Origin of the sequence: Cytobacillus sp. Hm23 (assembly GCF_051842895.1) — a bacterium.
In the GTDB taxonomy this organism is placed as follows: Bacteria; Bacillota; Bacilli; order Bacillales; family SM2101; genus Nanhaiella.
This window is the reverse complement of sequence record NZ_JBPXRQ010000015.1, coordinates 115147-126267: the sequence shown is the minus strand read 5'-3', so window position 1 is coordinate 126267 and position 11121 is coordinate 115147. Positions and strand designations below refer to the sequence as shown.

Annotated in this window: 8 protein-coding genes; 6 read left to right on the top strand and 2 right to left on the bottom strand. The window is 32.6% G+C overall.

Annotated elements, in window-relative coordinates; genetic code table 11:
- Positions 1 to 516 precede the first annotated feature (516 nt).
- The gene (locus ACSVDA_RS12105; RefSeq protein WP_485883511.1) at positions 517 to 750 is read right to left on the bottom strand and encodes a VOC family protein; all 234 of its coding nucleotides are present in this window, start codon (positions 748 to 750) and stop codon (positions 517 to 519) included.
- 280 nt (positions 751 to 1030) lie between these two features.
- On the opposite strand from ACSVDA_RS12105, the gene ACSVDA_RS12100 reads away from it, so the two are divergent.
- From ACSVDA_RS12100 to ACSVDA_RS12090, 3 genes are all read left to right on the top strand, one after another.
- A complete protein-coding gene (locus ACSVDA_RS12100) occupies positions 1031 to 1732 on the top strand; it encodes a response regulator transcription factor (RefSeq protein WP_485883509.1) in 702 nt (233 codons plus the stop codon).
- Positions 1729 to 3075, top strand: a complete 1347-nt coding sequence (locus tag ACSVDA_RS12095; RefSeq protein WP_485883508.1) for a sensor histidine kinase — start codon at positions 1729 to 1731, stop codon at positions 3073 to 3075. Before ACSVDA_RS12100 ends, ACSVDA_RS12095 begins: the two co-directional genes overlap by 4 nt.
- A gap of 103 nt (positions 3076 to 3178) precedes the next feature.
- Positions 3179 to 6304, top strand: a complete 3126-nt coding sequence (locus ACSVDA_RS12090; RefSeq protein WP_485883506.1) for an MMPL family transporter — start codon at positions 3179 to 3181, stop codon at positions 6302 to 6304.
- 199 nt (positions 6305 to 6503) lie between these two features.
- On the opposite strand, the gene ACSVDA_RS12085 is transcribed toward ACSVDA_RS12090, so the two are convergent.
- Positions 6504 to 7391, bottom strand: coding sequence for a S41 family peptidase (locus ACSVDA_RS12085; protein ID WP_485883504.1), 888 nt, complete (start codon positions 7389 to 7391; stop codon positions 6504 to 6506).
- A gap of 280 nt (positions 7392 to 7671) precedes the next feature.
- On the opposite strand from ACSVDA_RS12085, the gene ACSVDA_RS12080 reads away from it, so the two are divergent.
- From ACSVDA_RS12080 to ACSVDA_RS12070, 3 genes are all read left to right on the top strand, one after another.
- Positions 7672 to 8073: a hypothetical protein gene (locus tag ACSVDA_RS12080; RefSeq protein ID WP_485883502.1), complete on the top strand. Its 402-nt coding sequence runs from the start codon at positions 7672 to 7674 to the stop codon at positions 8071 to 8073.
- Positions 8074 to 8140: 67 nt separating this feature from the next.
- Complete coding sequence (locus ACSVDA_RS12075; RefSeq protein ID WP_485883501.1) at positions 8141 to 8590, top strand: NUDIX domain-containing protein; 450 nt, start codon at positions 8141 to 8143, stop codon at positions 8588 to 8590.
- Positions 8591 to 8918: 328 nt separating this feature from the next.
- A complete protein-coding gene (locus ACSVDA_RS12070; RefSeq protein ID WP_485883499.1) occupies positions 8919 to 10805 on the top strand; it encodes an LTA synthase family protein in 1887 nt (628 codons plus the stop codon).
- Positions 10806 to 11121 lie beyond the last annotated feature (316 nt).

Sequence of the window (11121 nt, the reverse complement as noted above, 5' to 3'; positions counted from 1 at the left end):
GCAAAAGTTCCTGAATTGGCAAAAAGAACAGAACAAAACTTGTCTTCATTAATTAGTCTTAACTTGGCATTAGAGTCACCGAAGGTGGCTTAATAGCTTGTTTTGTACTCTATTTAAGATAAGGGATGCTCCATCAAATTGTGTAACAATTAGTTGGATAGGTTCACATATACTTTTTCATTTTGCGGTTATAAAAACTGAAGGTGAAGATCCCCCCGTAACATTTGAGGTTTTCATGGTTTACTTTTGGAATATGTGGTTTTATTCAATATCTTACACCTGATCTCGAAGGGGGATCAAAAAAGTCATAATTAACTAAATTAGTTATTTTTGAATTTTAGTGTAAATTTGTAATGTAACACCAAATTGATCCGTTACAACTCTGTAACAAGGACTAAAAGGGATTTTTTGCACTCGCATATGAACAGTACCATTTTCTTTTAAGACATCAAAAATTTACTTGGACTCTTCAGCATCTTCTGTTGTAATACATATTCTCACATGATTTCCCCTTTGTTAAGGTTGTCTTGGATCTGTATCTGAAAGCATTAGGATTGAGTCTCCTATTTTTAAGGTAGCGTAACCAACCAAGTCTTTGTCTTCATGTGATATAGCATAATGGATGTTTTCAAGCATCTCCCCTAAAGATTGGTGAGAAAGGATTTCAGCATTCAGAGCTTTTTGATAAAGTTGTATGACTTCATTCCCATTTTCGTTCACCCTCAAATAAGGACAAACTTGTATTGACATACATCACTCAACTCCTTATGAAACTTAAATATCCTAATTATACGAAAAGATCAGTCTTCTTTAACATTTATTCCTATTTTAGCTCAGCTGTTAATTTACTTGCGTCTTTATTGATTACACAATGGTGTGATAGAGCTTCGTAATATCCAGTTACTTTAATATAGATCAACGATAAAATGATTGTTTGACTGAAAATATGAGTGGTAAAGACGATATGTAATTAGCATGCTAAAATGTTAAAATTGGATAAAATAACTTATTGGTTACGGGAGTGAGACCTTTGGAAAAAACTGTTCTTGTCATCGATGACGATAAAGATATCGTAAGGCTTATTGTAGAAACATTAAAATATGAGCGGTTCAATACAGTTTTTGCTTACTCTGGTATAGAAGCAATGAAAATGATTGATAAAGAAAAAATTGACTTTGTTATTTTAGACATTATGATGCCAGAAATGGATGGTATTGAAGTATGTAAAAAAATACGCGATCAACATAACATGCCGATCTTATTACTTAGTGCAAAAGATCGTGATATTGATAAGATCGTTGGTCTTGAAGTAGGAGCAGATGATTATTTAACAAAACCTTTCAATGTACATGAACTAACTGCGCGGGTAAAGGCACACTTTCGGAAAATTGGAAGATTAAAACAAGAGTTATCAGAAAGTTATCCTACACACTCAATAGCTAAGACACCACTTATGTTAAATGAAAATTCGTATGAAGGATTTCTAGAAGGAAAGAGACTACAATTATCTTCTAAAGAATTTCAAATCTTATTATTCTTCACTCAACATCCAAACCAAGTGTTTAGTCGGGAACAGATTTATCAGCGTGTTTGGGGAGATGATTTTGGTGATTTAAACAATGTGACTGTACATATTAAAAATATTCGAAAAAAGCTTGGGAGAAATCATGATTATATAAAAACGATATGGGGTGTTGGCTATAAATATACTTTAGATGGTGTGAAGCTATGAAGCTAAAATATCACATTCCATTATTGTTTTTAATATTTGGTATTGTATTCTTTTTTATCGTTTTATTGTACATACAACTCGATGTTCGAGATTCAATTACTAGTGATTTATCTACAAATAATGAACGTTTTATAGAAAAGCATGAAGACATTGCTGAAGAAGTAGGAAAATTATATCCTGATCAACAAAAAATGACGACATATTTAAAGAATTTAGGAGAGAGGGAACAATTAACGATAAAACTGACAAACCCAGCATTTGAGCAAATATTATTTGAGTATGACAACATAGAAAAAGAAATTTCTACAGGTGATAGGTGGTTACCTGTTAAATCACCAAATACGAATGAGGTCGTTTTATTTATGTCTATAGAGCGTAAGCTCGACGAAATAAATGAAGCAATTTTCCAAGTAGCCATCGATATTTTTATATTTGTTGTTCTTACCCATCTTACTCTATTCATATTATTAACACTATATTTTCACGAGACAATTACGAACCCAATAACCAATTTAATAAACCGTTTTAAGATGGTTAGTTTACATAAACAGCTTCCAACGGTACATCCTACTCGGAAAGATGAAATAGGTGAGCTCTATCATCGCTTTTATGAATTAGAAGCAAGGCTTCAACGTGCATATCGAGAGCAAATTGATATGGTGTCGTCGATAGCACATGATTTAAAAACTCCGTTAACATCAATCAATGGGTTTCTCCAGCTAGCAGTATCACCATTACATCAAACAGTAAGCCAAAAAGAGGAATACATTAAATTAGCTCAAAAAAAAGCGTTGTATATGACAGAGTTAGTACATGAATTCTCAATCTTTTCTACTAATGAAATTGCTCTACAGGAAATGGACCGCTTTGACGTTCTTATAGGTAAGTTTTTTGAGTCAATAGGAGAAGAATACGAAGCCGAGTTGGCTGGTTTAGATTATTCTTTTCATTGGGATCATGATTTTCACGACGACACATATTTTCTAGGAAATGAAAAGTTTCTTCGTAGATTGTTTGCAAATATTATAAGTAATTCAATTAAACATGCATATAATAATGATCTAAAAATAACTATGAAAGGCACAATAGAAGAGTCATTAATTGTAATTAATATAGAAGATAATGGGGTAGGTGTTGATGAAGGTGACATACCATACTTGTTTCAAAAGTTTTACACAGTTGAAAAATCGAGACAACGTGAAAAGGGAGGTACAGGACTAGGACTAGCGATTGCTAAGTCAATCGTAGAAAATCATGACGGCTTTATTTCAGCATATCGCTCAAAAGGACTAGGTGGGTTAGGCATTAAAATAAAACTACCTATCTCTCGTTTTCACCAATAAACGTTTTGTAATTAAAACGTTTATTTTTTTTTATTTTTATTTCATTTTAGTTTTATTTTTCAATGTTAAATTAAGGACAAATGGATAATGAAGGAGGATTTCGATGAAGACAATCATTAAATTTCGTTGGGTAATGGTTATTTTTTGGTTAATTGTATCTGCTTTATTAATAACAACGATGCCTAATTTAGATGATTTAGTTAGGGAAAAGGGGCAGCCAAAAATACCAGATGAATATTCATCAGTTGTGTCTAATCAATTGCTAGATGACCTGAAGGGTACGACAACAAATAAAGAAAATATAGACGTCGTCGCCGTCTTTCATGAAGATGAACCTCTTACATCAGCTCAGTTAAATAGCATTGAGCAGCAAATAGCTAATTTACAGAACAAACAAGGGGAACTAGCGATCACTCATATCGCTACGCATTTTGAAAACGAAGAATTATTAAATCAATTTGTTTCTGAAGATGGTACAACCGTAATGGCGGTTATCAGTGTAGACAAAGCTGGAAAGAAAGTGAGTGAAGTACGTGAAAAAATCCAAAAGGAATTAAATGATAGTGAGGTGAAGACTTATTTAACAGGTAATGAATTTATTAATGAAGATCAAATTCAGAATACAGGAGAAGGTGTTAAAAAAACCGAACTTTTCACAGTTATTTTTATTATCCTTGTACTTATTGTCGTATTTCGTTCTCCAATCACACCGATCATTTCATTATTAATTGTTGCTCTCACTTATATTTGCTCATTAAGTATTGTAGCGCATTTAGTTGATGCATTTGATTTCCCATTTTCAACAACTACACAGACATTTTTAATCTTAGTTTTATTCGGTATTGGTACGGACTATAATATTTTACTATTAAGCAGGTTTAAGGAAGAGCTAAGTAATGATCAAGAAATAACAGAAGCGATAGTCACCACATACAGAACAGCTGGTAAAACAGTTGTATATAGTGGTTTAGCTGTGTTTATTGGTTTTAGTATATTAGGTTTTGCTCAGTTTTCTGTTTTTCAATCCTCTGTTGCTGTAGCTGTGTCAGTTGCTACTTTATTAGTTGTGTTATACACAATGATGCCATTTTTTATGAGTGTAATTGGTAAATTCATGTTCTGGCCAGTGCAAAAGCAGAAAGGGAATGGTGAAAGCAGACTATGGTCTACATTAGGAAAGTTTTCAATGGCTCGTCCGCTTATTTCAATTATTATTGTAGCTATGATTACGATCCCATTTTTACTATTGTCTAAAGGAGAGTTATCGTATAACAGTATAGATGAAGTAAGTGATACGTATGAATCAGTACAAGGCTTTAACATTCTTGCTGAAAAATTTTCTCCTGGTAAAGCATTACCTACTACGGTTGTTATTGCTACTGATGAAAGCTTAGATTCTAATGAAAAGTTAGCTCTCATCGATGATTTAACTGCATCACTTATGAATATAGAGGGAGTGGAAACTGTATACGGTCCAACAAGACCACAAGGAGAGAAAATAGCAGAGCTATATATTGAAGATCAAGTAGGTGAAGTGAACGAAGGTTTATCAACAGCTAACGATGGACTATCGGAAATTGCAAATGGATTATCAGGTGCGAATGAGAATTTCTCGTCACCAAAAGATTTTGCTGATTTAGATAGGCTCATTAATGGCACTGAAGAAGTTGCAAATAATATGAACCAGCTTACAAATGCATTACAGCAAGTTAATAATGGCTCAGAAATTGGAGTACATGGAACAAGAGAATTAGCAAATGCTGTAGCAACTTTAGAAAATAATTTAACAAAGCTAGATACATCATTGGCAGGGGTACTTGCAAACTATGAACAGCTTCAAAGTGGATATGGTTCATTTGCATATGAATACGGTAATTTGGAAAAGCAATTAGCATTCATTCAGTCTACAACAAATGAAATGCAAAGCTTAGTTACTCAAATTGAAAGTGCATACCCAGAAGTGAAATCTGACCCAAATATGTTGGCACTGAATACAGCCATTGATACGTTAGCAGTACAGTCTACAACTTTAACAGATGGTTTGATAGAGCTAAACAATCGATTTTCTTCGACTAATGATTTGTTTGCTCAAGCAAACGAAGGCCTTGAGCAAATCATTGCAGGACATAATCAATTAGTGACTGCATCGAATGAATTGACCGAAGCAGCTTCAGAGCTTGCTGATGGCTTAGAAATTGGCAGCCAAGGACAATCAGAAATCTTAACAAATATGGAAGGGATAGAAAATGGAATTTTAATGATCAATGATGGTCAGCGACAACTGAAGAATGAACTAGAGGAATTATCTTCTGGAATGAATGAATTAGAAAAAGGTCTCTCTAAAAGCTCGGAAGGGTTAGAAGAAATTTCAGTAGGACTCCAAGATGCAACCGACTATTTAGATGAGGTAAGACAAGCTGAAGCCCCTTCTTCGTTCTTTATTCCTGAAGAATTACTTGAAGGAGAATATCAGGATGTCCTAAATACGTACATGTCTGATGATAGAAATACGTTCAAATTGACAGTTGAGTTATCTGTAGATCCGTATTCAACAGAAGCAATTTCAGTCATTAATCAACTAAACTCTGTCATTGAAAGTGAACTTGTATCTTCCAACATAAAGGGTACAACGTATGCAATAGGTGGAATTTCTTCAATAAATAACGATTTAAATATGATGGCAAACGATGACTTTTCTCGCACAATTATTTTAATGTTAGTAGGAATTTTCGTCGTGCTCGTCTTAATTATGAGAGCCTTTTGGATACCAATATTTATTATTGCATCACTCATTTTAAGTTATTATACAGCTCTATCAATGACTGATTTACTTTTTGTTCATGTATTCGGATATAGTGGATTGTCTTGGACCATTCCATTTTTTTCATTCATTATGATCATAGCACTTGGAGTAGATTATAGTATTTTCTTAATGATGAGATTTAAAGAAAATATTGAACTTACAACAATTGAAGCATTAGCAATTGCTAAAAAACAAATGGGTAAAGTCGTTATTTCAGCTGCTACAATTTTATGTGGAACGTTTGCAGCGATGTATCCAGCAGGTGTGCTGTCGTTAACTCAAATGGCTACTGTAGTAATCATTGGTTTAACACTCCTGACTGTCATTATGCTACCTGTTTTTATACCAGCACTTATTTCTTTGCAAACGAAAATGAATAGGAATCATTTCACCAAAACTAATAAGTCTAAAAGTTTAACAGATTGATAACTATTTCCATGCCACTTTTCTGAATATGGAAGAGGGTTAAATGAGTTGCTTTGAATCATAGATTTAACGAAGACACAAGTGGACATTCATCCTTTTAATGAATATTGCTATTCATTAAAAGGAAAGAATGTCCTTGTACTTAACGACATATAAACTAGTTATACAAAAGTTAGTTTGGGTAGATAGCTATTAATCCTCATTCACTTTGTTGTAAATGTGCTATAGCTTTGTCTAAGGCATCTTCAGGAGCACATTTTATATTTGGAATGACACCTTCGCCCTCCCAGTTAGAACCAGTTATTTCAACAATAGGTTCCCCAGTTGAAATAGATAGTCTTATTCCATCAGTTAATGGATAATACGTATTTCTATTTGCAGCTCCTGCTGAAGGTTCACCTACAATAATTGCTTTCTCATGAGCTTGAAGTACGTAAGTAAAATACTCAGCTGCTGATCCAGTTTTACAGTTAATTAATATGTAAAGCGGATGATTTAGTTTGCGTTTGCCTACAACAAATGGATGGGTGAAAGTTTGGAAATCTTTTATATTCATATCATGAGTAGTAGAAAGTAGTGTAGGTTCATCATCAAAAAAGTAGCTAAGTATGTATTCTCCTAGCTCTCCATACCCTCCACGATTGTGACGTAAATCAATAATTGTTGCATCCGTATTTTCTATCATTTTCATCGCTGCAATGGCTGTATCTATTCCTCTATCTGGATTCATAAACTGTGTTATTTTCATGTAACCGATATTATTTGGGATAACCTTTACTTCGGTAAACCCAAAGTTATTTGTTCTTTCTGATTCCAGTTCTTTTTTTCGCCAATCCTCCTCTAGAAAGTTACCGTCTTCTTGGTCAGCGAATAATTCAATGTATAAATGCTTGTCTCCACTAAGCTGCATTAACATCTCTGTTACAACTGTAGCAAATTCGCTTAGGGACTTAATATTTTTGAAATCGTCAGAATTCTTTTCACGTAAGCCACTTAGTAATTTTTCTTTTTTAGATGCAACAACGTAATGCTGCTCTAACAGTTCTATCGCTTTTGAAAAGTGATTAAATAATATTTCTTTGTCCATCGAATAACCTCCATCTTTTATGATTGTTTTCGCATGTGTGTCTTCTTGAACAAGGCTTTACTTTTGATTTTATCATCAAAATCGTATAAAAACTAATTATTTAAAAAATTATAAATAAAGAGAATATTGTATTGTTATGATAAACTTATTTATATAAATTACAAAATATTCCTGGTGGTTTGTAAAGGGGGTACACACAATTAAAAAGCTAGTACTTTTTTTATGCTGTTTATTACTAGCTGCTTGTAACCAATTCAAAGAGCCAAGTTTTCAGATTAAAGTGAACGTAGCAAATTTAAATGAAGAAGAATATCAATATGTAGGAACAGGAGATTTAGTCAATCCAACAATAAATGATTTTAAAAAATTGACATTTAACTTTGAAATAAACTCTAAGCATAACGTTATAGACTTAAATATTGATACCCCAGAATATGGAGAATGGAAAAATGCAATTAATGCTATTGACGAGCAGAGGTATTGGTACGGTAAAGGTAGTTTTCAAACTAACTCAACATATAATCACGATTTTGTCTTTTATGCGAAGGGCTTAACAGAGAATGATATTACAAAAGCCTTTGATGAAATGATCATTTCAGCTTCTTGGAAGACGGATTATGGAGTTGACCAAATAAGGAAATTTTTCATTAGTAACCTAATAGTGTTTGATGGTGAAAGCTAAGCTAATAAAAGCTGTTTACTATAGAAATACAGCTTGAGCTTGAGTCTTCAGGACAGGAGGAACTAGATTGAAAATTATTGAAAATAAAAGCGGTTTACAGTATCTTGATTTTATTAAATGCAACGAAGTACAGATGAAAAAATATGAACCGCTTAGCGGTTCTTTTGCGGTAATCATATGTGGAGAGCACATTCTTTTATGCTATAACAAATGGAGAAATCAATGGGAGATACCTGCAGGTAGAAGGGAAGAAGGTGAAACCCCGAAGCAGTGTGCTATAAGAGAGTTGTTTGAGGAAACAGGACAAGAAGTAAATGATTTATCATTTAAAGGTTTACTTAAGGTCAAAAATAAACATAGTGGAGAAGTAAAGTATAATCCTGTTTATTACTCAAAAGTAAATAAATTGCAACCTTTCATAGATAACGATGAAACTTCAGAAATTATGCTATGGGACTGTAAGGAGGATATTGGATATATTGATCTTGTAGATATACAAATTTTAGCTTTTATCTAATTTATTTTTGAATACGTTGCTGTTAACAATCCCCGTGAAGATGTTTTACTAAGCAACAATGAATGCGAAAACACCTTTAACTGATAGATGTGTTCTGACATTGGTATCATAAAAATAAAAAAAGGTGTAACAAATGTTAGTTGTAGACGTCTAATATTTCATAGTACATACATGAGGATTTATAACTGTAACATAGGATACCTCCATTCTAAAAAGATATTATTTTAGTAAATTATGGGTAGAAAACAATATATAACAATGCTAAAATCATAATTAAAAATACAAAAATTCCCTTTGTAGGTGCCATGAATTTGGGAGGAATTTAGGGATGATTAAATCATCATTGTTAAAGATGTCATTCGTATTCACCGCAACAACTTTATTATGGTTTAAGACATATATTGTCTATAAAACTAGCTTCGATTTAAAGATTGAATCTTGGAAGCAAGAATTTATCCTATTTATAAATCCATTAAGCTTTTTACTTATTATTTTTGGAATTGCACTGTTTATTAATATCAAGAAACGTAATCGTTATTTAATAGTTACAAGCTTCATAGTTTCATTCACGTTATATGCGAATGTATTATATTATAGAGAATTTTCAGATTTTATTACAATGCCATTACTTTTCCAAACTAGCAATATAAAGGATCTACATAATAGTATTTTTGAGCTATTGCATGTTACTGATATTTTTATGTTTGTCGATGTGCTTGTGTTATATTTCATTATTCGTCATAGTAATAAGAGGTCCAATGAAATAATTTATACAAAGAAAGATAAACGAGCTTATTTCATATTAGTTGCAAGCATTACTTTAGTAAATTTAGTGCTTGCGGAAACAGAAAGACCGCAGCTGTTAACGCGTACATTTGATAGAGAAATATTAGTGAAGAACATCGGGTCATACAATTACCACATTTACGATCTTTTATTAACATCTAAAACAAAAGCACAAAGAGCATTTGCAGATAGTAGTGAGTTTGTTGAAATAGAAAATTATATAAATGCAAATTACAAAGAACCAAATCAAGACTTTTTTGGTATCGCAAAAGGTCGTAATGTGATAATCGTTTCAATGGAATCTTTGCAAAACTTTGTGATAAATGAAACTATTAACGGGGAAGAAATTACGCCTTTTTTAAATGATTTTGTGAAAGAAAGCTATTATTTTGATAATTTTTATCATCAAACGGGACAGGGGAAAACTTCTGATAGTGAGTTTTTAGTTGAGAATTCATTATATCCTTTAGGTAGAGGAGCAGTATTCTTTACTCATTCAGAAAATGAATATAGTGCGACACCAGAAATCTTGAAAGAAGAAAATTATTATTCAGCTGTATTCCATGCGAATAAAAAAAGTTTTTGGAATAGAGATGTGATGTACCCTAACCTAGGCTATGATCGTTATTTTTCATTAATCGATTTTGATGTTAATGAGAGTAATTCTATTGGCTGGGGATTAAAGGATGTAGAGTTTTTTTCCCAATCTGTAGATATATTAAAGACACTACCGCAGCCGTTTTATACAAAGTTTATTACGTTAACAAATCATTTTCCGTTTGTACTTGATGAAGAGGATAAGATGGTAGATGAATTTACGTCTAATAGCCGAACAGTTAATCGATATTTTCCAACTGTACGATATATGGATGAGGCACTTAAAGATTTCGTTGAATTACTAAAGCAAGAAGCCATATTTGAAAATTCGATTCTCGTATTCTATGGTGATCACTACGGAATATCTGAAAATCATAAAAGAGCTATGGGGGAGTTTTTAGGAAAAGAAATGACACCATTTGATGTAGTGAATTTACAAAAAGTCCCTTTAATAATTCATATACCAGGAATTACCGATGAAAGTCCACTTGTAGTTTCGAAAGTATCAGGACAAATTGATGTGAAGCCGACACTTTTGCACTTATTGGGGATTGAAACAAAAAATGACGTTCATTTTGGTGCCGATATCTTCTCAACAAAAAAGAGTGATCTTACTGTCTTGAGAGATGGAAGCTTTATAACGGAGGATTATATATATACAAAATCTATATGTTTTGACAAACATACTGGAGCAAAAACGACTAGTTCCAACTGTGAACCATATGAAGAAAAAGTAAAACATGAGCTAGAATACTCAGATAACATCGTTTATGGAGACTTATTAAGGTTCTATGAAGGGACATCATATAATGAAGCTTTAACTGGTCAATGATGAAGCCTCTCGGAAAGGTCGGGTTTTTGATTAAAGCTTTAATGTGACACCTTTGAATTTAAATATAAAAAGTCATGCACATTAGCTAAAAGCTACTTGCATGCCTTTTTTATTTTGGTTGTTTTTGTAAAATTGTTGCTAAGATGAGGTTTTATCCTTACTACAAGAGGTTTATAGCAATAAAGATGCCCCGATCGTTAGTTGTATGCGTATTTATTTCTTAGTACGGCTGCGAAAACAGCTAAAGTATCTTTTCTTTGAAAAATAATCACATTAACATAAAATTCCATTTTTTCTATTCAATAAGAGACTTGCA